General features: G+C 59.3%; 19 protein-coding genes. 15 read left to right on the top strand and 4 right to left on the bottom strand.

Annotated elements, in window-relative coordinates:
* Positions 1-21: 21 nt before the first annotated feature.
* The 11 genes from nrdR to GSQ94_RS09695 all read left to right on the top strand — a co-directional run bounded on the left by nrdR (position 22) and on the right by GSQ94_RS09695 (position 11,639).
* Positions 22-501 (top strand): transcriptional regulator NrdR, encoded by a 480-nt coding sequence (gene nrdR, locus GSQ94_RS09745; protein ID WP_158943523.1) that lies wholly within the window; start codon positions 22-24, stop codon positions 499-501.
* 212 nt (positions 502-713) lie between these two features.
* Positions 714-1,757 (top strand): isocitrate/isopropylmalate dehydrogenase family protein, encoded by a 1,044-nt coding sequence (locus GSQ94_RS09740; protein ID WP_158943522.1) that lies wholly within the window; start codon positions 714-716, stop codon positions 1,755-1,757.
* 157 nt (positions 1,758-1,914) lie between these two features.
* Positions 1,915-2,721, top strand: coding sequence for a beta-sandwich domain-containing protein (locus GSQ94_RS09735; protein ID WP_158943520.1), 807 nt, complete (start codon positions 1,915-1,917; stop codon positions 2,719-2,721).
* Between the two features lie 24 nt (positions 2,722-2,745).
* A complete protein-coding gene (locus tag GSQ94_RS09730) occupies positions 2,746-3,111 on the top strand; it encodes a hypothetical protein (RefSeq protein WP_158943518.1) in 366 nt (121 codons plus the stop codon).
* A 156-nt stretch (positions 3,112-3,267) separates the two neighbouring features.
* Positions 3,268-4,410: an aspartate-semialdehyde dehydrogenase gene (gene asd, locus GSQ94_RS09725; protein ID WP_254063772.1), complete on the top strand. Its 1,143-nt coding sequence runs from the start codon at positions 3,268-3,270 to the stop codon at positions 4,408-4,410.
* Between the two features lie 26 nt (positions 4,411-4,436).
* The gene (lysC, locus tag GSQ94_RS09720) at positions 4,437-5,840 is read left to right on the top strand and encodes a lysine-sensitive aspartokinase 3 (protein WP_158944043.1); all 1,404 of its coding nucleotides are present in this window, start codon (positions 4,437-4,439) and stop codon (positions 5,838-5,840) included.
* An 11-nt stretch (positions 5,841-5,851) separates the two neighbouring features.
* A complete protein-coding gene (locus GSQ94_RS09715) occupies positions 5,852-6,538 on the top strand; it encodes a 4-hydroxy-tetrahydrodipicolinate reductase (protein WP_158943516.1) in 687 nt (228 codons plus the stop codon).
* A gap of 265 nt (positions 6,539-6,803) precedes the next feature.
* On the top strand, positions 6,804-8,072 hold the full coding sequence (locus tag GSQ94_RS09710; protein WP_158943514.1) for an aminopeptidase: 1,269 nt from the start codon (positions 6,804-6,806) through the stop codon (positions 8,070-8,072).
* 338 nt (positions 8,073-8,410) lie between these two features.
* Positions 8,411-9,673 carry a pyridoxal phosphate-dependent aminotransferase gene (locus GSQ94_RS09705; RefSeq protein WP_254063771.1) on the top strand — a complete coding sequence of 421 codons (1,263 nt, stop codon included), beginning with the start codon at positions 8,411-8,413 and terminating at the stop codon, positions 9,671-9,673.
* A gap of 119 nt (positions 9,674-9,792) precedes the next feature.
* Positions 9,793-10,713 (top strand): 4-hydroxy-tetrahydrodipicolinate synthase, encoded by a 921-nt coding sequence (gene dapA, locus GSQ94_RS09700; protein WP_174240912.1) that lies wholly within the window; start codon positions 9,793-9,795, stop codon positions 10,711-10,713.
* 83 nt (positions 10,714-10,796) lie between these two features.
* Entirely contained in the window at positions 10,797-11,639 is an 843-nt protein-coding gene (locus tag GSQ94_RS09695; protein WP_158943512.1) for a 2,3,4,5-tetrahydropyridine-2,6-dicarboxylate N-succinyltransferase, read from the top strand.
* Positions 11,640-11,765: 126 nt separating this feature from the next.
* Here GSQ94_RS09695 and GSQ94_RS09690 read toward each other — a convergent pair whose 3' ends face one another.
* From GSQ94_RS09690 to GSQ94_RS09680, 3 genes are all read right to left on the bottom strand, one after another.
* Entirely contained in the window at positions 11,766-13,151 is a 1,386-nt protein-coding gene (locus GSQ94_RS09690) for an NAD(P)/FAD-dependent oxidoreductase (protein ID WP_158943510.1), read from the bottom strand.
* Positions 13,152-13,355: 204 nt separating this feature from the next.
* On the bottom strand, positions 13,356-15,362 hold the full coding sequence (locus tag GSQ94_RS09685) for an LVIVD repeat-containing protein (RefSeq protein WP_216843060.1): 2,007 nt from the start codon (positions 15,360-15,362) through the stop codon (positions 13,356-13,358).
* Positions 15,359-16,081, bottom strand: coding sequence for a DUF305 domain-containing protein (locus tag GSQ94_RS09680; protein ID WP_254063770.1), 723 nt, complete (start codon positions 16,079-16,081; stop codon positions 15,359-15,361). Before GSQ94_RS09680 ends, GSQ94_RS09685 begins: the two co-directional genes overlap by 4 nt.
* 164 nt (positions 16,082-16,245) lie before the next feature.
* On the opposite strand from GSQ94_RS09680, the gene rpiA reads away from it, so the two are divergent.
* From rpiA to GSQ94_RS09660, 4 genes are all read left to right on the top strand, one after another.
* Positions 16,246-16,956 carry a ribose 5-phosphate isomerase A gene (gene rpiA, locus GSQ94_RS09675; RefSeq protein ID WP_158943508.1) on the top strand — a complete coding sequence of 237 codons (711 nt, stop codon included), beginning with the start codon at positions 16,246-16,248 and terminating at the stop codon, positions 16,954-16,956.
* 220 nt (positions 16,957-17,176) lie between these two features.
* Positions 17,177-18,844, top strand: coding sequence for a ribonuclease J (locus GSQ94_RS09670; RefSeq protein ID WP_158943506.1), 1,668 nt, complete (start codon positions 17,177-17,179; stop codon positions 18,842-18,844).
* Positions 18,845-19,037: 193 nt separating this feature from the next.
* Entirely contained in the window at positions 19,038-21,245 is a 2,208-nt protein-coding gene (locus tag GSQ94_RS09665; RefSeq protein ID WP_216843059.1) for a patatin-like phospholipase family protein, read from the top strand.
* A gap of 82 nt (positions 21,246-21,327) precedes the next feature.
* A complete protein-coding gene (locus GSQ94_RS09660; RefSeq protein ID WP_158943503.1) occupies positions 21,328-22,350 on the top strand; it encodes a threonine/serine dehydratase in 1,023 nt (340 codons plus the stop codon).
* A 97-nt stretch (positions 22,351-22,447) separates the two neighbouring features.
* On the opposite strand, the gene GSQ94_RS09655 is transcribed toward GSQ94_RS09660, so the two are convergent.
* On the bottom strand, positions 22,448-24,283 hold the full coding sequence (locus GSQ94_RS09655) for a chloride channel protein (RefSeq protein ID WP_254063769.1): 1,836 nt from the start codon (positions 24,281-24,283) through the stop codon (positions 22,448-22,450).
* Positions 24,284-24,288 lie beyond the last annotated feature (5 nt).

Raw genomic sequence — 24,288 nt, 5'->3', positions numbered from 1 at the left:
CTGTAGAATCTATCTATTCCGATGAAGTGTCCCTACTGTGGTTTTGCCCAGGACCGTGTTGTCGATTCCCGCGAGAGTAAAGACGCGGACTCGATACGCCGGCGACGGGAGTGCGAAGGCTGTAACAAGCGATTTACGACGTATGAGCGGATCGACGAGATCCCGTACATGGTGGTGAAGAAGGATGGACGTCGGGAGAAGTTCGACCGGCAGAAGGTGCTGAGCGGGCTGTTGCATGCGTGCGAGAAGCGGCCAGTGGCCGCGGTGAATCTGGAGCGCATTGTGGATGAGACCGAGGCGTATGTGGTGGATTCGCCGGAACGCGAACGGACGACGAATGAGGTCGGCGAGCTGATTATGTCGCGGTTGAAGGATATCGATACGGTGGCGTATATCCGGTTCGCGAGCGTGTATCGGGACTTCAAGGATGTGCGCGAGTTCAAAGAAGAGCTGGAAGAGTTGCTGAACGGAAAAGACCCTAAGAGATTGTCGAAGAGGTGAGGCTGACCGCGGATCGTCGCGGATAGCGCGGATATGAAACAAGGAGCAACGACAAAGGCGAAATACGGGGTCTCTCCACTGCGCAACAGACGATGAGACTGTCTGTCGCTCCGGTCGAGATGACACACTCTTCCGATTGGGGAATGTCAGATGACGCACTTCAGGCGGGGGATTTTGGAATGAGTTTAACTTTACAGAAAAGGCGGTAGTGGATGACGGCAGCAAAGAAGACGCACAGAATTACTTTGATTCCGGGGGATGGGATTGGCCCGGAGGTCTCTGGCGCAGTAGTGAAGATTCTGGAGAACGCGGGTGCGGCGACGGGCGTGGCGTTTGACTGGCATCCGTACGATGCTGGCGCGACCGCGTTCGAGAAGACGGGCGAGTATATTCCGAAGGCGCTGTACGACTCGATCGAGAAAAACAAGGTGGCGCTGAAGGGACCGGTGACGACACCGATTGGCGGCGGGTTTGCTTCGATCAATGTGACGTTGAGGAAGAACTTCGAGCTGTTTGCGAACTTCAGGCCGGTGAAGAGCCTGCCGGGGCTGAAAACGAACTATCCGAACATCGATCTGGTGATTGTGCGCGAGAACATGGAGGATCTGTACGCCGGGCTGGAGCACGAGGTGGTGCCTGGGGTGGTGCAGGCATTGAAGATTATCACCGAGAAGGGGTCGACGCGGATTGCGAAGTTTGCGTTTGACTATGCGCGGAAGCATGGCCGGAAGAAGATTCATGCGATCCATAAAGCGAACATCATGAAGCTGTCGGATGGCCTGTTTCTAAAGTGCTGCCGTACGGTAGGCGAGGGTTTTCCTGAGATCGCGTATCACGAACACATCGTGGATAACACTTGCATGCAGCTGGTGATGAATCCTTACCAGTACGATATTTTGCTGACTGAGAATCTGTACGGGGATATTTTGAGCGACCTTTGCAGCGCGTTTGTGGGTGGCTTGGGATTGGTTCCTGGGGCGAACCTGGGGACGGAGTGCGCGATCTTCGAGGCGGTGCATGGATCGGCTCCTGATATTGCGGGGAAGGATATGGCAAACCCAACGGCTCTGCTGCAGAGCGCAGTGCTGATGCTGCACCATATCGATGAGCCGGTGGCGGCAGAGCGGGTGCAGGCCGGGTTGGAGCAAGTGTATCGCGAGGGGAAGACGCTGACGAAGGACGTTGGAGGAACCAGCGGGACGAAGGCGTTTGCCGATGCGGTGATCGCGGCGATGGAAGCTCCGGTGACGGCTTAGTTGCTTCACGGATCACCTCAATGGTGCGAATCTACGAAGAGACAAAAGCGAAAGCAAAGACAAAGACGAAATACGGGGATCTCTCCACTTCGCTACTCACGATGAAACTGTGAGGAGCTTCGGTCGAGATGACGATTTGCAAAGGTGTGGAGGCGGTATGAGGCGGATTTGTGGCTGGTTGATGGCGACGGTGGTTGCTGGTGGGGTGTTGAGCGGATGCAAGCCGAGCGATGCGGTGAAGCATAGCGGCGATGGAGTCGCGGCGACGGAACCGGCTGCTGCTCCGGCGCCTACGGTCCAGCTCGATAAGGCGACGCTGGGGATGGTGACGGGGACGATCCATCTGACGGGGAAGGCACAGGCGCGGGTGAAGATCGATATGTCGATGGATCCGGTGTGTTCAATGACGGCTGGGGATAACTTTGCCGAGCAGTATGCGGTGAAAGATGGCAAGCTCGCGAATGTGTATGTGTACATCAAGAGCGGGCCGCCTGCGGCGATGCTCTCTGGCGGGCCGACGCCTGCACCGGTGGTGCTGGACCAGGTGGGATGCAAGTACGTGCCGCATGTGATTGCGCTGGTGCGCGGCGGGTCAGTGGAGTTCAGAAACTCTGACTCGACGATGCATAACATTCACACGATGCCGACGGTGGTGGGGAGCCAGCCGATCGACATCTCGCAGGGGCCGAAGGGTGCGCCGCAGGTGAAGCAGTTCAACCAGCCGGAGGCGATGATTCCGGTGCGGTGCAACAACCATCCGTGGATGAATGCGTTTATCAATGTGTCGGCTACGCCGTTTTTTGCGGTGACGGATGCGGATGGACACTTTGGGATTAGCGGATTGCCAGCGGGGACGTATACTTTGGCGGCGGTGCACGAGAAGATGGGCGAGCGGACGATGACCGTGACGGTTGAGCCTAAGGGGACGACGAAGGCGGACTTCAGCTTTACCGCATCGAACTAGAGACGACAGCATGGTGGAGGCAGGATGAGCGCAGGATTGGCGTTGTTAGCGGCGATGCAGCATACGGCACAGTTCACGGTGGACCTGGCTTTCGTGGTGCATGCGCTGCCGCTTTGGTTTTTGGTGTTTGCCCTGTTTCTGCCTCGCCTGGCAATGGTGGTGGCTTGGTTTCAGGGGCTGCTGGGGCCGTTTCGCTTCGATCTGACGCCACCGCACTTTCAGGGTTTGTTGCCGCTGCTGTTCTGGCTGCTGCTGCCGCGGGCGCTGGTGCTTTATCTGATCTACCAGGATCAGGGGATTCACTTCTGGTTTTTGCTGCATCTGCTGGTTGCGCTGCTGGTATGGGCGGGCGGTGGGCACCGGATGACTCGGCGACGGCGGGATAGTTAGGTCCGACTAGATATGTCCTGCCGGACGGGCGCCCTGCGCGGGCGGCGGTCACTTCGTGACTTTTTACCTTTTTTATTTTGGGTCAGGTGATCTGGGCCTCCCGCTGGTCGGCTTGTCATAAGTGACGGTGTTGGGCCGGCGCGTTATTCTTAGTGGATGGAACGACGCAGGGTTGGCATTCTTGGCGCGACCGGGATGGTCGGGCAGCGATTCATTCAACTTTTGAGCAATCATCCGTGGTTCGAGATTGCGTGGCTGGCGGCAAGCGATCGCAGCGCCGGGAAGACGTATGCCGAGGCCTGCAAGTGGAAGCTCGATACTCCGCTGCCGAAGCGAATTGCGGCGATGACGCTACAGCCAAACGTTCCTGAAGGCTCGGCGATCGAGCTGCCGAAGATCATCTTCGCGGCGCTGGATGCGGAGATTGCGCGCGAGCTGGAGCCGAAGTTTGCCGAGGCCGGGTGCGCGGTGATCTCGAACTCGAGCGCGTTTCGGATGACGGCAGATGTTCCGCTGGTGGTGCCAGAGGTGAATGCAGATCACCTGGCGCTGATCGAGACGCAAAGCTACCGCAAGGGGCATGGCGGACGCGGCGGCTACATCGTGACGAATCCGAACTGCAGTGCGATTGGCCTGGTGATGGCATTGAAGCCGCTGGAAGAGCGGTTTGGGATTGAGAGTTTGTTTGTGTCGACGATGCAAGCGGTGAGCGGTGCGGGATATCCGGGGGTGGCTTCGCTGGATATTCTGGGGAACGTGGTGCCGTTTATTAAGAATGAAGAGGAGAAGCTGCAGGAGGAGGTCGGCAAGCTTCTGGGCGAACGGAAGGGCACGAAGATTGAGTTGCTGGACGCGAAGGTGAGCGCGCATTGCAACCGGGTTGCGGTGGAGGACGGGCATACCGAGTGCGTGAGCATCAAGCTGAAGAAGAAGGCGACGCGCGAGGAGATTCTGGCGGCGTGGAGCGAGTTTCTACCGCTGCATGGGCAGCCTCTGCCGACTGCGCCTGAGCAGCCCGTGGAGTATGACGAAGGCGTAGACCGGCCGCAGCCCCGGCTGGACAGGATGCGCGGGGGTGGTATGGCAGCGACGGTGGGACGGCTGCGCGAGTGCCCGTTGCTGGACTGGAAGTTTGTGGTGTTGTCGCACAACACGATTCGCGGGGCGGCTGGGGCGGCGGTGTTGAATGCGGAGGTGCTGGCCCTGTTGGGCAAGCTGGATAAGATGGGCGTTCCGTTGACTGTGGGTGGTTCGGCGAAGACTGGGAGTCAGCTGAAGGCTGCGGCGGTGACGGCTTGAGCGTAGCGCGAGAGAAGTTGGTGGTGATGAAGTTTGGCGGCACGTCGGTGGAGGACGCGCAGGCCATGGGGCGGACGACGGCGATCGTACGCAGCCGCAGGGAGAAGGGGCTGGAGGCTGTCGTTGTGGTGTCGGCGATGGCGAAGGTAACCGATCTGCTGCTGTCGGCTGCGAGTGCCGCGGGGCGTGGGGACAAGGCAGGAGCGCTGGCGATTGGCGCACGGTTGCGGCATCGGCATATCGATACTTCGAGTGCGCTGCTGCAGGGCGAGCGTTGTGTGCGGGTGCAGCAGGCGTTGCATACAGAGTTCGACGCGCTGGATGACCTGCTGCGCGGGATTGCAGCGGTGGGTGAGTTGACGCCGCGCACGAACGATCTGGTGGTGAGCTTTGGCGAGAGGCTGTCGAGCAGGATGATGGCTGAGGCGCTGGAGCAACAGGAGCTGCAGGGTGTGCATGTCGATGCCCGGAGCTGCATCATTACAGACGCGAGCTACGGCAAGGCGGTGCCGCAGAACGCGGCCATTGAGGCGAAGCTGGCTGCGATTGTGCTGCCTCTGATTGAAGCGGGAAAGACGCCGGTGATGGGCGGATTTATCGGCTCGACTGCTGAGGGCGTGACGACGACGCTGGGTCGCGGCGGCAGCGATTTTACCGCTGCGCTGGTGGGTGGCGGGATGCACGCTGGAGCGATCGAGATCTGGACGGATGTGAATGGGATCATGACTACAGATCCGCGGATCTGTCCGGATGCGCTGCGGGTGAAGACGATCAGCTTTGAAGAGGCGGCTGAGCTGGCTTACTTTGGCGCGAAGGTGCTGCATCCGGCTACGATTCTGCCGGCAGTGCAGAAGAGCATACCGGTGTGGGTGTTGAACTCGCGCAACGCGGAGAATGAAGGCACGAAGATTACCGCGATGGCGGCGAAGTGTGCGAGCCCGTTCAAGAGCATCGCGGCGAAGAAGCGGCTGACGATCATCGATGTAGTTGCGAGCCGGATGCTGATGTCGCATGGGTACCTGAAGGCGGTGTTCGATGTCTTCGATAAGTACAAGTGCGCGATTGATATGGTGTCGACGAGCGAGGTGAGTATCTCGCTGACGGTGGACAGCAACCAGCAGCTGCCGGAGATCTGTGCGGAACTGGCGAAGATCGCCGACGTAAAGATGGAGGGGCACAAGGCGCTGGTGTGCCTGGTGGGCGAGGATATTCGCGGCCATAACGGCATTGCGGGGCAGGTGTTTTCGGCGATCAGCCATGTGAATGTGCGGATGATCTCGCAGGGGGCGAGTGAGATCAATATGAGCTTCATGATCGATGAAGAGGATGTGGAAGAGGCGGTGCGGAGTCTGCACAACCACTTTTTTGCGAACCCGGATGAGACGGTGTTCGATGTTGCGAACAGGGTTCAGCTACAGGGCAAAGCTTAGGGAAGGCACACATGCGGGTTCTGGTTCTGGGGATGGGAAAGACAGGCAAGCTGGTGGCATCGGTGGCGGCGGAGCGCGGACATAGCGTGCATGTGCTGGATGCGAAGGAGAACGCGGGAGCGGCTGCACTGACGCCGCCGTTTGTTGCGGGGTTCGATGTGGTGATCGATTTCACTACGCCGGAGGCTACGATTCAAAACATGCGGGCTTGCCTGGCGACTGGCGCGAAGATGGTGATTGGGACAACGGGCTGGTATGACAAGCTGAACGATATGCGCGGGCTGACGGAGCGGAAGCAGGCGGGGCTGTTGTATGGGACGAACTTTTCTGTCAGCGTGCAGGTGATGCTCAAGATGGCTGCGGTGATGGGCAGCGAGTTGAAGAAAGCTGGGTATGCGTTTTCGATTGAAGAGACGCATCATTCCAGCAAGCTGGATTCGCCTTCGGGTACTGCGATCAGTCTGAAGAGGGTGGTTGAGACTGCGGCTGGCGGGGCTGAGGTGCCAGTGGAAGCGAAGCGCGAGGGCGATGTGATGGGACTGCACACGCTGATAGCTACGAGCGATGCGGATCGGCTGGTGCTGACGCATGAGGCGTTTTCGCGGCGGGGGTTTGCGGAGGGCGCGGTGAGGGCGGCGGAGTGGCTGTCGACGCGGACGGGAAGCTTCGACTTCCAGGATGTTTATACCGAGGTTTAGTTGGCTATCGGTAACCGTTGAAGAGCGCTATTGAAGGCTTAACACGGATTGGCACCGATGGCATCGATTTAAGAACAGACAACGGAAAAAGCAGATCCGTACGGGATGACAAACAACGATACAAACAACGAAAAACAAAGGCGAAATGCAGGGATCTCTCCACTGCGAGACGGACGATAATACTGTCCGCCTCTCCGGTCGAGATGACGATAGTTTGGGTGGGCGATAATTTTCTTAAGATGTCGATGCGTTTGGAGGATTGATTATGAGCGTTGCAGTAGTGGCGGAAAAGACGAAGTTTGCGGACCTGACTTTTGAAGAGAAGCTGGACCGGCTGGCAGAGGTTGCGGTGAAGGTTGGGCTGGGGTTGCGCGCGGGGCAGGAGCTGATCATGTCCGCTCCGATGGAGGCGCTGCCGCTGGTGCGCCGGATTACCGAGCATGCGTATAAGGCCGGAGCGCTGCTGGTGACGACGTTCTATGCGGATGATCCGAGCGTGCTGGCGAGATATGAGTATGCGTCAGATGCAAGCTTCGACTATGCGCCGAAGTGGCTGCAGGACGGGATTGCGGAGGGGTTCCGCAGCGGGGCGGCGCGGCTGGCGATTGCCGGGTCTAATCCTGCGCTGCTGGCGAAGCAGGATCCGGCAAAGGTGGCGCGGGCCAACGTTGCGGCATCGAAGGCGGGGAAGCCGGCGATGGAGCTGATTACGCGACATGAGATCAACTGGACGATCGTTGCGTGTGCGACGCCGGAGTGGGCGAAGCTGGTGTATCCGGGAGAGCCCGAGGAGATTGCGGTCGCGAAGCTTTGGGAGGCGATCTTTGTGGCGTCGCGGATTGCGGTGGACGACCCGGTGGCGGAGTGGCAGGAGCATGGCGCGAGGTTGAAGAGCCGCGTGGAGATGCTGAATGCGAAGCGGTTTTCGGCGCTGCACTTTACCGGGCCGGGAACGGATCTGACGGTTGGCCTGGCAGACGATCACCTGTGGGCCGGCGGTGGAACGACTGCGGGGAATGGCGTTTATTGTCAGCCGAATATTCCGACGGAGGAGTGCTTTACGACTCCGCATAAGGACCGCGTGGATGGGACGGTGAAGGCTTCGAAGCCGCTGTCGCACCAGGGAACGTTGATTGAGAATATTGCGGTGCGGTTTGAAGGCGGCAAGATCGTTGAGGCCACGGCGACGGCGGGTGAGGATGTTTTGAACCGGCTGATCAGCACGGATGACGGGGCAAGGCGGCTGGGCGAGGTGGCGCTGGTGCCGCACTCTTCGCCGATTGCGCAGAGTGGAGTGCTGTTCTGGAGCACGCTGTTCGATGAGAATGCGGCGAGTCATATCGCGCTGGGACAGGCTTACTCGACGTGCCTGATTGGCGGCGAGAAGATGGACGCGGAGCAGTTGGCGGCGTTGGGTGCGAATGCGAGTCTGATCCATGTGGACTGGATGATCGGGTCGGGCGAGATGGATGTGGATGGTGTGGCTGCCGATGGGAGTGCGGAGCCGTTGATGCGCAAGGGCGAGTGGGTTTAGCTTCGCGCGGGAGAACGATCGCGCGGCCTGGGTGTTAGGTCAGGAATGATTCAGGCCGCGCTGAGAGTGCGATAAAGCTGCGCCAGTACGGGATTTTCCACTGCGCGGGCGATAATTTCTCTGGTATTTGTGGGAAATTCGCTGTAAATTGAAGCTCAATCGGACTGTGGTCCGCCTTCATTCCAACGTTCCCAAAGAATAGTACCTGCAAAGCGATCGGTTTTTTTGCAGCACATAGATAGCTGGTCCTCTAGCTCATCAGGATCTTCAGTTGGTGTCTTCCTTCTGTTGCCGCGGTGTCGCATCTCTACAAATCAAACTCTTCGAGGAGCACTTCTATGCACTCTGATTCTGTGAACTCCGATAGGACGACAGGCGTTTCCCGCCGATCGTTTCTGCGCATCGTTGGCGCGGCCTCCGCGGCTGCTACCTCTTTCCCGGCGTTTGCTGCGATGCAGCAGGCGGCGCCAGCAACGGCACAGCCTGCGCGACGCGGCCGACGCGGGATGCAGGCGCTATCGCCGGATACGGTGATTATCAGCGCGAACGAAAACCCACTAGGGCCGGCGCAGTCCGCGTTGACCGCGATATGTAGCACTGCCGCGACGGGTGGCCGCTATCATGAAGACGAGTACATGAAGACGCTTGCCGTCTTCAACGAGCAGTATGGCCTGAAGAACGATTATTCGGCGCTGTTTCCTGGCTCGAGCGGGCCGCTGGACCTGGCGCTGATGTCGAATATTGGACCGGATAAGCCGCTGGTCTATGGCGATCCGAGCTACGAACAGGGGCCACGTGCGGCCGATGCGATGAAGGCTCCGAAGTATCCGGTGCCGCTGACTTCGACCTATGCGTATGACGTGAAGGCGATGCTGAAGGTGCATCCTTCGCCGGGTGCTTACTACATTGTGAATCCGAATAATCCGACGGGAACGGTGACGCCCAAGGAAGACATCGTGTGGCTGGTGAATAACAAGCCGAAGGGTTCGGTGGTGATCATTGACGAGGCCTACACTCACTTTTCCGATAATGAATCGTGCATCGATCTGGTGGCGCAGGATAAGGACGTGATTGTGATGCGGACGTTCTCGAAGATCTACGGGATGGCCGGTCTGCGCGCTGGATTTGCGGTGGCGAGGCCGGACCTGATCGACCGGTTCAACAATGTTGGAGGTCCCAGCCAAAGTTTGGCGAGTATCTCCATTACCAGCGCCGCGGCTGCGCGGGCGAGTCTGCAGGATAAGGACCTGGTTTCGCTGCGGAAGAAGATCAATGCGGATGTGCGGTCGGAGACGTTGGAGTTTTTGACCAAGCATGGCTACAAGATCGTTCCTGGCTCGCAGGCGAATATGTTTATGGTGGATGTGAAGCGTCCGGGCAAGGAGTTTCAGCGGGCGATGCTGGGCGAGAGTGTTGCGATTGGGCGAACGTGGCCTGCGATGCCGAACTACGTGCGCGTGACGGTTGGGACCAAGTCTGAGATGGCAAAGTTTCAGACGGCCTTTGTGAAGTGCATGGACACTGCGCCGGGCTCTGCAAATGGGGCTGCGGCTTTGGAGATGCCGAGATTTCATGTACCGTCGGAGTTTGCTCGAGGGTAGAGATTCGGAACAGGATAAGGCTCTGGCGGCAGATCGCCGGGGCCTTTTTTCTGTTTGTAGGGACGGAAGCGCTGCTCTGAGGAAATCAATACTGCCGACGCGGTAAACTTGCAGTCATTATGGAATTGATGGGTTGTGGAACGGCGCTGGTGACTCCCTTTCGCAGGGACGGCAGTGTAGATGAACCGGCGCTGCATGCGTTGGTGATGTGGCAGATCGAGAGTGGGATCGATTTTCTTGTGCCGTGCGGGACGACGGGAGAGGCCTCGACCCTGAGTGAGGTCGAGTGGCTGCGGACGATTGAAGTGGTGATTGCCGCGGCGGCGGGGCGGGTGCCGGTGATTGCGGGGTGCACGCATAACTCGACGCATGAGGCGGTGGCGAGGGTACGGAAGCTGTCGCACGTGCATGGGTTGACGGGCGTGCTGACGGCAAATCCTTACTACAACCGGCCGGGACAGGAGGGGCAGTACCAGCACTTTCACGCAATCGCAGAGGCGACTGAGCTGCCGGTGCTGCTGTACAACATTCCTTCGCGGACGGGCGCGAACCTGGAGCCGGCGACGGTGCTGCGGCTGGCTGAGCTGAAGAACGTGATTGGGGTGAAGGAGTCGAGTGGGAATATTGCACAGATTACCGAGTTGCTGACGACGGCTCCGCGAAGCTTCAAGGTATTCTGCGGAGACGATGGGCTGGCGCTGCCGGTGCTGGCGCTGGGTGGGGCGGGGCTGATTTCGGTGGCTTCGAATGTGATTCCTGGGCAGATGTCGCAGATGGTGCGAGCGGCTCTCGAGAATGACTGGGTGGATGCGAGACGGATCAACCGGCAGTTCTTCCGGTTGATGCAGGCACACTTCTGGGAGGCGAGCCCTGCCCCGGTGAAGGCGGTACTGCATATGCTGGGACGTGGGGAGGATGTGCTGCGGCTGCCGATGGTGCCGGTTTCAGATGCTACGCGGAGGAGGCTGGAGCGGATGGTGGGTGAGCTGGGGATGCTGGTGGAGGCTCCTGCGAGCGGTGATGATCTGAGGATGTTCTAGGAGGTTAGGGTTTAGGCATCAGGACTGGTTGCCATCACTAAGAAGCTGGAAGTTTAACAAGATGCTGGAGAGGAACTAAGAACGTGATCGGGTTACAGGAGCGGATTGAACATTGGTTTGCGCAGGGTGCAGAGGCGATTGGGAACGCAGAGGCAGAGGCGGCGTTTCTTGAGCTGCGTGGAAAGTTGGAGGCGGGAGAGCTGCGTGCGGCTGAGCCGGATGCTTCTGTGCCTCTGGGGTGGCGTGTGAATGGCTGGGTAAAGCGCGGGATCTTATTGGGGTTCCGCATTGGCACGATGATGGAGATGGGTGGGGAGACGCTGCGGTTTATCGACAAGCATACGTACCCGGTGCGGAAGTTTGTCGTGGCAGATGGGGTGCGCGTGGTGCCGGGTGGCGTGAGCGTGCGGACGGGTGCTTATGTGGCGAAGGGGGTTGCAGTGATTCCGCCCTCGTATGTTAACGTTGGCGCGTATGTGGATGAGGGGACGATGGTGGACTCGCATGCGCTGGTGGGGAGCTGCGCGCAGGTTGGGCGGCGAGTGCATCTGAGTGCCGCAGCGCAGATTGGCGGAGTGCTGGAGCCGGTGAATGCTTCGCCGGTGATTATTGAAGATGACTGCCTGATCGGCGGGAATACCGGGGTTTATGAGGGGACCGTGGTGCGCAGACGCGCGGTGCTGGCGGCCGGGACGGTATTGACCCGGGGGACGCCGGTGTATGACCTGGTAAAGGGCGAGATCTATAAGGCAACAGCTGAGATGCCGCTGGTGATTCCTGAGGGGGCGGTGGTGGTGCCGGGATCGCGGGCGGTTTCGAAGGGTAAGGGCGCGGAGTGGGGGTTGAGTCTGGCGGCTCCGGTGATTGTTAAATATCGGGATGAAAAGACTGAGCTTTCCTTGGTGCTGGAGGAGATTTTGCGGTAGCTTGTCCTGCCGGACGGGCCCACTGCGCGTGGAGCGGCCACTTCGTGGCTTGTATACCTTTTGCATGACAACCATCTGCGGTAGCCCCTCCCGTTGGTCGGGGACGGGCTACCGCTGTGGTCTTGTCTATGCGGGTTTCTTTGGGACGGAGTTGAAGAGGCTGAGGAATCCCTCGGAGATGGTGGGGTGAGTGAGGATCAGGTTGTGAACGGCGGTGTACGGCATGTCGGCGGACATAGCTAGCTGGATGACGGGAAGGAGTTCGCCTGTGCCTGGGCCGATGGCAGTGAAGCCAAGGATCCGATCGTCAGGGGCGATGAGGACTTTCATGAAGCCACGGGTTTCGTCGAGGGTGCGGGTGCGGAGAACGGCAGCCATGGGGATCTTGCCGAGGCGATAGGCTGTTCCCTGCTTCTTCGCTTCGTTTTCCGTGAGGCCGACATGGGCCAGCTCAGGATCAAGGAAGGTGACGGAGGGCATGTGCCGGCCCGTGATGGTGCGGTTGGCACCCTCCAGGTTGTCGCGGACGATGCGGAAGTCGTCGTAGGAGGCGTGGGTGAAGTAGGGGGTTCCGGCGCAGTCGCCTATGGCCCAGACGCCCGGGGCGGTGGTTTCAAGGCGATCGTTTACCTGGAAGTGGCCTGCAGGTGTGGTCTTGATGCCGACGGTTTCGAGGCCCATGTTTTGCGTGTTAGGAATGCGTCCGGTGGCGGCGAGGAGGTGCGAGCCTTCGAGGCGGGCGCCGTCGCTGAGGTGGACGATGACGGACTTGCCGGAGGTGCCTTCGACACGGGTGACATTGGCATTGGAGACGGTATCGATGCCTTCGTCATGAAAGAGCTGCTGGACGAGTTCAACTACGTCGGCGTCTTCGCGGTGGACGAGGGTGGGGTTGCGCTCGATGATGGTGACGTTGGCTCCGAAGCGACGCATGGCCTGGGCGAACTCGAGCCCGATGAAGCCGCCGCCGAGGATGAGGAGATGCTCGGGGAGGGTGGTGAGCTCCAGGATTTCGATGTGGGTGAGGGGCGCGGATTCGGCGAGTCCGGGGATGGGATCGATGGTGGCACGAGAGCCGGTGTCGAGGAAGATGTAGTCGGAGCAAAGGGTACGGGTGCCCCCGGCGTTGAGAGCGACTTCGATGGTCTTGTCGGCAATGAAGCGGCCGAAGCCCATGACGATCTCTGCGTGGGACTTAGCGTAGTTGGCGAGGTGTATTTCGCGGAGGCCGTCGACCATTCGTTCGCGGCGAGCGCTAACTGCGGCCATGTCGACGTGCCATTTTCCGTGGACGATGCCGAACTCTTTGCCGCGCTGAAAGAAGGAGGCGACTTTGGCGGAGTGGATGACGTTTTTGCTGGGGAGACAGGCTATGTTGGGACAGGCTCCGCCGATGCGCTTGTCTTCCACATTGGCGACCTTTTTTCCCTGTGAGGCAAGATGCCAGGCGAGGTACTTTCCGCCTTCTCCGCTGCCTATAACGATTGCGTCGTACTGCTCTGGGGTGGACATAAGATCTCCTTGGGATCGACGTTGGAATCGAGGCATCTCTCAGATGCTCCGATGATCGCGATGGCTCACGTAATCGTCACACCGACGGGCAGATCGTTATCTGCCCGTAGATATGTGACTTGGAAAGTTCGCCGGGTTACACCCGGCCTGGTTTTAGCCACTATTTGGGAGCGTGGCTGGCGGGTGAGTTTTTTTGCCGTGTGCTTAGGCCGTTGGGTTCTCCAATATCTTCGCCAAGGCATGCAGCCGGCTGGCATCCTCTGCGTTCTTCGCGTCGGAGGCACTTGTTTCAACAGATGCGGCCATCGCATGCAGTTTCGCCAAATCCTTTGTGTCAAGATGCGACTTCTGCGTGTGCGTGATCGCTTTGTTCAAATCAGCGATTCGCGCCGAGGACAGCGCCTGCGAGCGCCCTAGTTGATCCAGATACGCCTTTGCCACTGTCAGTTGAGAGGGCCATGCAGTCTTCTGCTGGTTCTGCACGTTGAGTTCGCTGACCTTCACGAGGCTGGCCGCATCGATCTCATTCTGTGTCAGGAATTTGCTAGGGACCAGCTTGAACACGTCCAGGCCGCGCGCGATCTCCGACCCATAGATGTAGCCGTTGTACCAATACGCAGACCAGTCGCCGCCCAAGACGAGTGCCTTGGCATCGACGGGACCACGATCGAAGTAGGCGATCTCGAACGGATGAGCCGCGTCTGTGAAGTCCATCACCGAGATGCCGCCTTGGTACCAGGCCTGCACTTCGATATCGCGTCCGGGCACAGGTACCAGCGAACCGTTGTGAGCCACGCAGTTTTCCGTCTCGGTCTGAGCGGCTGGCATCTTGTAGTAGCTTGCGAAAGACAACTTGTCGTCCTTCAGGTTGAAGATGGCGTCCGCGCCCCACTTGTTGGGATCAGTTGGACGGCAGCGTGGCTGCAGACCGCCGCCCCACTCATCGGTAAAGACGACCTTGGTCCCATCATTCGAGAAAGACGCCGAGTGCCAATAGGAGTAGTTCGGATCATTCACAGCATCTACTCGCTTCGGGTGCACGGGGTCCTTGATATCGAGCAGGATGCCATTGCCGGAGCACGCTCCAGCTGCGAGTCCCAGGGCCGAATAGACCGTGATGTCATGGCACTGGTTTGTGTCCTTGGGCATCTCTTCTTTCTTGTCGTGGCTTCCGCCATTGTTCAGGCCGTTGAGAGCGCCGGTGCGCGGATCGATGAAGACTCGCGGACTGGAAACCACCTTGGCCTGCTGCGGAGCGGCGAGCGGCACCTTGATTACGTCGATGCGGAAGAGCGAAGTGTTCGGGTCTTTCTCTGGTTTCTCCTCGCCTGAACAGCCGGCGAGCTCCTCACTTTGGCGCACAAACGACGTGCCCGAGACGTAGAGGTAGACATTGTCCTTATCGTTGGGGTCCACCACCAGGGTATGCGTGTGGGAGCCACGGCAGGTCTGCACAGCAGCTACCTGCTTCGGGTTTTTGATGTCCGAGATATCGAAGACTCTGACGCCACGAAAGCGATCCGGACTGGCCGTCGGGATTCTGTGGTCCTTCTCATGTCCTGGAGCCGGCGGTGGCAGTGGCGGAAATCCCTGCACTCCGCAGTCGAGCCGTCCGTTCGGCATCTCCACCGACATGAACAGCAGGTTTCCATAGACCGAAACGTCGCCCTGGCCGCCTGGGCACACCAGCGAGGTAATCAATGAGATCTTGGCGGGGTTCGAGATGTCGTAGAAGTTCACGCCATAGAAGTTGCCCTGGAACAGATGCGTTCCCTGAAAGGCGAAGTCCGAGTTTGCGAAGGCGAGCTGCGCAATCACGAGCTGCATGGGCTTCGGTATCTTCTCCCTGTTACCCACACCTATCAGATCCAGACTCTTCTGAACGGCGGGATCGTCCGGGTTGGTCGATGACAGTTGAAACGCATTGGGCTTCTTCACAAACGCGAGGTGTTCCATCCCCATCGCAGCCTCACCCGCGTCGTAGAGTCCTGCCTTCAGGCCGACACGCGGATCGTTCGTCGTCGAACCCGTCATGCCAGGCGGCAACGGCGTAGGTGGCTTCGGCGTAAACGGATTGTCGTCTTCTGGAGCCGCCTGCGCAGCCGGAGCAGCAGGAGCCTGCGCCTGCAAAGCTCCCCAACTGGAGCACACCACAGCCGCGCCAAAGGCAATAGCGGCTAAACGGAAAGCGAGAGACTGCGTACGGTTCATCGTTTCTCCTTCAACATGTTCTGCATGATTCCAATCTCGGCTCGTTGCGTGTTGTCTGCGTCGGTAGCAAAGTCGAACAGGTCGGCATCCTGCCCTGCGCCGGGGGTATCGAAGAGCTGTTTGACCATCACCAGCGCCCCGTTGTGGTGCTGAATCATTCCGGTTAAAAACAGCCTGTCGAACTCCGCGCCTTTGGCTTGCCGTAGCGCATCCATCTGCTTTGACGTCAACATCCCCGGCATGGCCTGCATCGGGTGGCCGCTCATATCCATATCCGGCATTCCCGGCATGGTCATCGACACGGACTCGCCCCGCGCCGTCAGCCAGCGCTTCATGAACTTCATCTCGTCCGACTGCGAGAGGCCGATACGTGCGCCCAAGGAGCGAATCTCTGAGTTCTCGGTGTGCGACGGAATCAGCGCAGTCATCTCAACCGCCTGGCCGTGATGCATGATCATGCCTTGCATAAACTCGATGTCAGCCTGCGACCGTTGCGGGGCCTGTGCCGTTGTAGAGGACGGCAGCCGCTTGCTCGGGGATCCCGGCGCGCCCGGCTGGACCACGACAGGAGCGGGGTTAGTCTGCTGAGCACGACTCGGACTGATGGATAAGCCGCAAAGCACGGCCATTGCAAGCCGTCCCCAGAACGATGTGGCGGAGGTAGTCCGCGTTCGCGACTCGTGGCCGCAACCAATAGAGTTGAATCTCAATCTTGCCACCGCGCCGGACATATTTTCGTTCTCTCACGGTATCACGGGGATGCTGGTTAGATCCTGGGACCCGCATTGGTAAAAAGCTGGGCGATACGTTCCTCCAACTCGCTTATTTCTCACCCATTGGCGCTGTAGTGCAGATTTTTGCTTCCCGTGATATCAAGGAAGGCATGAGTTCTTCTGAGCAAGCTAATTCGGCCGAAACAGACAAACGTAGAGCTGCGGTGTGGGCCGCGTCGCAGGTTGAAGATGGGATGGCGGTGGGGCTGGGTTCGGGCTCTACTTCGGCGCTGGTGATTGAAGAGGTAGGGCGGCGGGTGGCGGATGGGTTGCGCATCGAGGCGATTGCTACCTCAGAGGATTCGCAGCGGCTGGCGCTGAGTTTGAAGATTCCCATGAGCGACTTCGCGCATCTGCCACAGCTCGACCTGACCATTGATGGGGCAGACGAGGTGCAGGAGGGTACGCTGTACCTGATCAAGGGGCATGGCGGGGCGCTGTTGCGGGAGAAGATTGTGGCTACGGCGAGTAAAAAGCTTGTGATCGCGGTGGATCCGCGGAAGCTGGTGAAGACGCTGGGGGCTGTGTTTACGCTGCCGGTGGAGATTGTGCCGTTTGGGTTTGAGACCACGATGAGGCGGCTGAAGGAGCTGGGGTATGAGGCGGAGCTGAGGATGAAGGACAATGGCACACCCTACATCACGGATGGGCAGCACTATATCGCTCATTGCAAGCTGCCGCAGGTTGGGTTTGATGCGAGGGAGGCCGCCGAGCAATTGAAGGCTACGCTGGGTGTGGTGGAGCATGGATTGTTTCTGGGGATGGCGAACAAGGTGGTGATTGGCGGCCCTGACGGGATTCAGGTGCTGGAGGCGAAGTAGCTTTGTGGCGCTGCTCCGACGAAGCAGCGGCGAAGACAAAGACGAAATAAAGGGGTCCTTTCTCATTCGACTACGCTCAGGGTCAGGATGACTGCGGGGGTAGCTATGAAGAGGGGTCCATGGAGTGGGTGGCTACGAAAGTAGCGGCATTTGTGCACAAAGGCGCTGTAATTGGCATGTTGACAGGCTGTTGAGCTTGCGGTGGTAAGCTTAAGCATTGATGGCACAAGATAAATTGAAGATTATTCCGCTGGGTGGCCTTGGTGAGTTCGGTATGAACTGCATGGCGATCCGCTGGCAGGATGACATTATTGTCATCGACGCCGGTCTGATGTTTCCTGAAGAAGAGTTGCTGGGTGTGGACATTGTTGTCCCGGACATCAGCTATTTGACTGAAAACCGCGAGAAGGTTCGCGCGATCCTTTTGACGCATGGACATGAAGACCACATTGGCGGGCTGCCGTGGATTCTGTCTGAGCTGAATGTTCCGGTGTACGGGACCGAGTTTACGCTGGCGTATGTAGAAGGCAAGCTGGAAGAGCACCGGCTGCTGGACGACGCCGATCTGAACGAGTTGATTCCCGGCAAGCGGCTGACGCTGGGACCTTTTTCGATCATGCCGATCCGGGTGACGCACTCACTGGTGGACTGCGTGGCACTGGCGATCCATACGCCTGTGGGCGTGATTTTGCACACGGGCGACTTCAAGATCGACCTGTCGCCGCCGGATAACAAGCCGTTCGATCTGCATGCGTTTGCGGAGCTGGGCAAGCAGGGCGTTCTCGCGCTGCTGCAGGACTCGACCAACGTGGATCGCAATGGGTATACGCCGAGCGAGCGGGCTGTGCGGCCGAAGCTGGATGAGATTTTTTCGCAGACGAAGAAGAAGTTGTTCTTCAGCTGCTTCTCTTCTTCGATTCACCGGATTCGGCTGGCGATGGAGCTGGCGCATCAGCATGGGCGCAAGGTTGCGGTGATTGGGCGGTCGCTGGATAACTCGACCGAGATTGCGCAGGACCTTGGGTATCTGGATCTGCCGCAGGGGTTGATTATCAATCCGGGGCAGATTCGCGATATGCCCGCGAATAAGGTTTTGATCATGATCAGCGGGACGCAGGGCGAGCCCATGAGCGCGCTGAGCCGGGCTGCGGTGAACAATCACAAGTTCGCGCATATCGACGCAGGCGATACGGTGTTGCTGAGCTCGCGGGTGATTCCAGGGAATGAGAAGTCGATCTATCGGATGATCGATCACCTGGAGCGGCGCGATGCGAAGGTGATTCACGACGATGGACAGTCGGGGTTGATCCACGTGAGCGGACATGGGAGCCAAGAGGAGCTGAGGTTGATGATCAATCTCGTTCGTCCGAAGTTCTTTATTCCGGTGCATGGCGACTATCGCCACTTGAAGCGACACGCGGAGCTGGCGGCGTCGATGGGCGTCGTGGAGAAGACGATTCTGATGGAGGACGGCGACGTTCTGGAGTTGGATAAGGGTTCGGCTACGAAGACCGGGAAGGTTACGGTTGGCCGGGTGTGCATCGACTCTGGCGGGACCTCGACCGATGTGGTGGAGGACATTGTCATTCGCGACCGGAAGCACTTGAGCGAGGATGGAATTGTGCTGCCGATCATTGCGATTAACAAGCGAACGGGCCTTCTGGAGAATCCTCCGGAGATTGTGATCCGCGGTATGGCGATTGCGACAGAAGAGGGTTTGATCAGTGAGGCGCGGCAGGTGGTTCAACGGACGCTGGAAGGATCTTCGGCGGAAGAGAAGGCCGACTATGGCGTGATCAAAGAGAAGATTCGGAATGACCTGAAGCGGTATATCCAGAAGAGCACGAGCCGTCGGCCTTTGATCATGCCGGTGATTCTGGAGATCTGACGAGTTTTTATGGTGTTGAAAGAAGCGCTCCTGCCGGGGCGCTTTTTTTGCGTCGCGATGCGGTTAGCGCGGTGATTACCCCTGTGAGGTTAGAGGCCGTGCAAGGGTGATGGGATAGTAGGATCAGCGCGGAACCCATAGTTTGCGCGAGCCTCGCGATGATGCGGTTTTGCAGGTTAGGTGGGTTATGTTGATGAATGTTTTTTGCCGTATGGTTGCAACGATCTCGATCGCAGCGATGGTGTCGGCCGAAGTAGCGAGCGCGCAGAAACCGGTGGTCGAGCCGCCGTCGCGGCCTAAGGTCGCGCTGGTGCTGGAGGGTGGCGGGGCACTGGGGTTTGCACATGTGGGCGTGATCGAGTGGCTGGAGGTGAATCACATTCCGGTGGACTATGTGGCCGGGACCAGCATGGGCGGGCTGATCGGCGGGCTGTATGCTTCGGGCAACAGTCCACAGGACATTGAGACGTTTGTAGGCGGGATCAACTGGCCGGTGGTGTTGAGCGGGCAGGTTCCGTTTCCGGCGTTGAGCTATCGCCGCAAAGAGGACAAGCTGGCGTTTCCGAACCGGCTGGAGTTTGGATTGAAGCATGGATTGAGCCTGCCGAACGGATTGAACTCAGGATCGGCGGTGGGGCTTTTGTTGGATCGCGAGATGCTTCCGTACTATGACCTGAAGAGCTTTGACGATCTGCCGATTCCGTTTCGCTGCGTCGCGACGGACATCACCTCAGGCAAGGAACATATCTTCAAGGATGGCTCGCTGGCGCAGGCGATGCGGTCGACGATGTCGATTCCTGGTGTGTTTGCGCCGGTGGCGCATGGAGACCAGATCTACTCCGATGGCGGCGCGGTGAATAATCTGCCGGTGGATGTGGCGCGGGCGATGGGCGCGGATATCGTGATTGCGGTTTACCTGGATACGGGGCCGGTGGATAAGGCAAGTTTGAATTCGCTGGTGGGCGTGGCGGGGCGGAATGTCGCGATCATGGTTGCGGCGAATGAGCTGCAGAGCATGAAGAACGCGAATATTTTATTGAAGGCGGATGTAAGCAAGTTCAGCGCCAGCGAGTTTGAGAAGAGCGCGGAGATTATTCCGCAGGGCGTGAAAATTGCGGAGGAGCATGCCGCCGAGTTGAAGAAGTATGCGCTGAACGATGCGGACTGGCGGGCTTATGTGGCGCGGCGGGATGCTCGACGAAGGACGCGGATTCCCGTGCCGCAGTTTGTGGATGTGTATGGGATCAAGGGCGCGCAGCGAGCCGAGATTGCGAATGAGTTTACGAAGTATGTGGGCAAGCCGGTGGACCCGACGAAGATTGAAGATACGATCGCAGATCTGCAGGGGACGGGGACCTACTCGAGCATCAGCTACAACCTGGTGGATGAGAAGAACAAGACCGGGCTGATGGTGCGGCCGCGCATCAAGGACTATGGGCCACCGTTTTTGAACGTGGGATTGACGCTGGACTCGAATGATTCGAACGACATTCAGCTTGGGCTGGGTGGGCGCGCCACATTTTTCGGCTTGACGGGGCCGGGCAGTGAGGTGCGGGTTGATGCTTCGGTGGGTGAGGTAGCGGGAGTTACGGGAGAGCTGTATCAGCCACTGGTTGCGGGTAAGCGGTATTTCGTCGCGCCTCGAGGGTACTACACGCATACGATCAATTCATTTTTCTCGGGGAGCCAAGAGCTGTCGCAGTATACCGAGGAGAGAAATGGTTTTGGGGCGGACCTGGGATACCGATTTAGTTCGAAGGCTGAGCTGAGGGCAGGCGAAGACTACCAGTGGTACGGGGAGACGCTGCGAGTGGGACAGCCGATTGAGCAGCTCTTCCACCTGACTCCGTTTGTAAGCAACGTGAGGTTTCAATACCTGGGGCAGGATAACGTGCAGGTGCCGACGCGGGGGTCGGAGCTGTTGACGAAGTACACGTATTCGACGCAAAGGCCCTTTGGTGAGGGCGGGTACTCGCAGTGGAACTCGAGGGCTGCGCACTTTCTTCCGATTGGGCAGAAAGGAATTGCCTTCGGCACGGTTGCGGGTGGGACGAGTTTTGGGGCGACGAACCTGGGGCTTGCCGGGTTTTCGCTGGGTGGAGCTCTGCGGCTGAGCGCTTATGATCGCGGGGAGCTGCTGGGGAGCGATTACTTTTTGGCGCAGGGTGGCTATCTCTACCGGTTGACGAAGCTGAATCCGGTGATTGGGGATTCGATCTACGCGGCGGGGTTCTATGAGGTTGGCAAGGTGTGGAATGGAGCGGCGGGGACGCCGAACCTGCCGAACGATATCGCAGGAGCTGTGGTGGTGAAGACGCTGCTGGGGCCGTTTTATGGCGGGGGCAGCATCGGCGACAGTGGGCATCGCAAGTGGTTCTTCGGGTTGGGGCGAGTGTTCTAGCTGTCGGCCACTGAGTGCTGTTGTTTCGTTGAGGCAGATACTATTATCTCTGCGGCGGATGCGCTTGAGGAGATGGAAGTAGATGAGCGAGTTTGTGACGTTGGAGGAGATACGGGCGGCGCAGAGGCGCATCGCCGGGGTTGCGGTGAGGACGCCGCTGTATCGCGTGGAACGAGCGCGGTTGCGGATGGGACGGTTTGCGGAGCCTGAGTTCGATCTCTACATCAAGGCAGAGAGCGAGCAGCCGATTGGGAGCTTCAAGCTGCGTGGGGCTTACAACATGGTGGCGCAGTTATCGCCTGAGGCGCTGCAGCGTGGAGTAATTACCTATTCGAGTGGGAACCATGCGCAGGGTGTGGCGTATGCGGCTCGGGCGCTGGGCGCGAAGGCGGTGATCGTGATGCCGAGCAATGCTCCTGAGGTAAAGAAGGCCGCTACGAGGACGCTGGGTGCGGAGATTGTGGAGGTGGGTCCGGCTTCGTCGGAGCGGAGGATGAAGGCGGAGGAGCTGGTGGCGGAGTTTGGCTATGCGATGATTCCGCCCTATGACGCGCCGCAGATTATCGCGGGGCAGGCTACCTGCGGGTTAGAGATTGTGGAGCAGCTGCCGGGGGTTGAGCTGGTGATCTCGCCGGTGAGCGGCGGTGGATTGTTGAGTGGGACGGCGACTTCTGTGAAGCTGGCGGCGCAGGCCGGGATGGCGAGTGCCGGGGTGCAGGTGTGGGGTGCGGAGCCCGAGCTGGCAGCGGATGCGAAGGAGAGTTTTTACTCGAAGACGCTGGTGGAGTGGCCTGCGGCGAAGACGACGCGGACGATTGGAGATGGGCTGAGGACGCAGAGCATGGGGGTACTGAACTTCGCGCATGTCATGCGATTCGCGGATGGGATTGTGACGGTGTCTGAGGACGAGATAGTGGCGGCGATGCGGGTGATGCTGGGCGCGACGAACCTGGTGCCTGAGCCTAGTGGCGCGGTAACGCTGGCGGCGGCGTTGTTTCACGCGGCGGAGTTGCCGAAGGTCAAGAAGGTGGCTGTAATTTTGAGTGGCGGGAATCTGGAGCCCGCGCTGCGGGAGCAGTTGATGGGGGAGCTGGCTGGGGCTTAGCTAATCCTTATCGGCAATGGCGGAGCGTGTAAAAGCAGATTCTTTCGCTTCACTGCGGAATGACAACAAAGGACGGGCACGGTGCTCCCCTTTTACTTTAGCGCTTCTGGTAGCGGGCCAGGACGTTTTGCAGGGAGACGACGCCTTCGAGAGAGCCTCGGAGAGCCCGGTTGGTGATGGGTAAGAGAGGCCAGCGCTCGAAGTGCGGGAGTGCGCTTGAGAGAGGGAGATCCGGAAAGAGGACTGGGGTCCGTTCGGAGCCTAGATGCTGGGCGAGGGTGATCGCACTGAGGCCATCAGACGAGGCACTGAGGGAAGCTTGTCTTTCAGGACTTCGCTCTTCGTCTGCTGATGCGTTCTCGATCAGAGAGGTGAGAGCTTCGAGCTCTTCCCTTCTAGCGGCGTACCAGAGACCGTCGCCGCATTGGATGAGGAAGACCGGAATGGATTTGAGGTCTTCGTATTGGGCCACGGACTGGAGAGTATTGGCGATGGTGTCGGTGCCCTGCAGGATGGGAACGGTGACTGGCCGGATGGCATCTTCGAGATGGAGGTTACTCTCTTCGCGAAGTTCTTCCATGGAGGGAAGGTCGAGGCCATCCTGATGGGTGAACTGCTCGAGGATGGGGACGGGCTGGAGAACTCGTGAGATGAGATAGGCGATGGTGTTCGCGAGGATGACGGGCAGGACGATGGAGTAGTTGCCGCTGACCTCGAGCACCATGAAGACGGAGGTGAGCGGGGCGCGGAGAAAGGCGGCGAAGAGGACTCCCATGCCGACCAGCGCGTAGGAGCCGACAGAGCCGGTGAAGTGGGGGAAGTAGATCTTTTCGACTGTGCCTACGGCTGCACCAAGCATGGCTCCGATGAAGAGAGTAGGGGCGAACATACCACCGGGGGTGCCGCTTGAAAAAGACAGCGTGGTGGCGATGATCTTGAAGAGCGCGAGGAGAAGAAGCATCTTCCAGGCGAACTGGGCGTGCATGGCCTGGTCGATGGCTTCGTATCCCGCGCCCATGACCTGCACGAGGCCGAAGTAGCCGATGGCTCCGACGAGAAGGCCTGCGGCGGCGGGCTGGAAAAGTTGCGTCCACTGCGGCTGGCTACGGAGTTTAGGGCGGAGATAGCTGAGGGCCTTCGCGAAGATAAGAGAGGCGAAGCCACCAACGACGCCGAGGGCCGCATAGGCGAGGAGTTCGCGGGAGTCGCGGAGGTTGATGGTGGGGATACGGAACATCGGCTGCGATCCCCAGAAGGAGCGGGCGACGACGACGCTGGCGACGGCAGAGAGGACGATAGAGCCGAGGACAGCGGCGCTCCACTGGCCGATGACCTCTTCGATGACGAAGAGGATGGCAGAGATGGGAGCGTTGAAGGCTGCGGCGAGGCCGGCGGCGGCTCCGATGGGCGCGAAGATGCGGAGCTTCTCTTTGGACATGCCGAAGCGGCGGCTGATGAGGGAGGCGACGCCTGCTCCGATCTGTAGCGATGGGTCTTCGGGGCCGAGGGAGTGGCCGCTGCCGATGGCGAGCGCGGAGAGAAGGAATTTACCGATGACGGTGCGGAAGGAGATGTAGCCGTTGCTGATGTAGAGGGCGGCCTTGGTCTGGTTGATGCCGCTGCCGCGGACCTTGGGGAAGACGTAGCGGGTGAGGATCGCGATGACGAGACCAGCGGCGGCGGGGACGAAGAGAAGGCGCGGTTGATGCGGATTGGGAGAAGAGCCCAGAAGGAGGACGCTGAGCCACTCGATGGCCATGCGAAAGGAGACTACGAGCAGACCGGAGACGACGCCGATGAAGATGGAGAGAAGCAAGAAGATGCGCTCTTCTCGCGCCGGGGCAATACGGGCGATCATGTCCTCGTCGAGGTTGCTTTCGGCGGCGGGGTCGATCTCTGGTTCTGCTCCGGCGAGGATGGTCTTCTCTTCCATTTACC

The sequence above is a fragment of the Granulicella sp. S190 genome (genome assembly GCF_009766095.1).
Taxonomy (GTDB): Bacteria; Acidobacteriota; Terriglobia; order Terriglobales; family Acidobacteriaceae; genus Edaphobacter.
The sequence above is the reverse complement of the archived record's forward strand: the minus strand, read 5'-3'. Positions and strand labels throughout refer to the sequence as shown.